The 603-nt window shown below is 56.4% G+C and carries 1 protein-coding gene; it reads right to left on the reverse strand.

Annotation, left to right across the window (positions count from 1 at the left end; genetic code table 11):
* Nucleotides 1-36: 36 nt before the first annotated feature.
* Nucleotides 37-603, reverse strand: a 567-nt coding sequence (locus ABWV64_RS15935; RefSeq protein WP_353347069.1) for an IS3 family transposase, incomplete at its 5' end; no start/stop codon positions are given.

Genomic DNA, 603 nt, shown 5'->3' on the forward strand with positions numbered 1-603 from the left:
CCTGGCGTGCCCCCATCGGGTGGTCCGGTTTAATTGTTAGTGCATTGTGGGCCTCTGGTCCATCGGAACGATGCTTTCCGGTGCAGGCGGGCGATAGCCCAATGAGCTGTGCGGCCTGACGGTGTTGTAGTGAATGCGCCATTGCTCGATCAGGATTTGGGCCTCTTGCAAACTGTAGAAAATTTCACCGTTCAGCAATTCGTCTCGGAACCTGGCGTTAAAGCTTTCGCAGTATCCGTTTTCCCAAGGTGAACCTGGTTCGATGTAGGCCGTTTTGGCACCGACTGCGGTGATCCAGTCGCGTACCTTCTGTGCAATAAACTCCGGGCCGTTGTCTGACCTGATGTACTCTGGCGGGCCACGCAGGATGAACAGGTCCGTCAGCGCATCCAGCACATCGGTTGAGTTGAGCTTGCGATCGACGCGTATCATGAGCGCCTCCTTGGTGTATTCGTCGATGATGTTGAGCGTCCGATAGGCGCGCCCTTCATGTGTCCGGTCTTGGACGAAGTCGTATGACCAGACGTGGTTCGGGCGCTCCGGCCTTAGCCGAACGCAAGACCCGTCGTTCAGCCAAAGCCGTCCCTTCTTTCGTTGCTTTTG

It is taken from the genome of Litorivita sp. NS0012-18 (assembly GCF_040371945.1).
In the GTDB taxonomy this organism is placed as follows: domain Bacteria; phylum Pseudomonadota; class Alphaproteobacteria; order Rhodobacterales; family Rhodobacteraceae; genus Litorivita.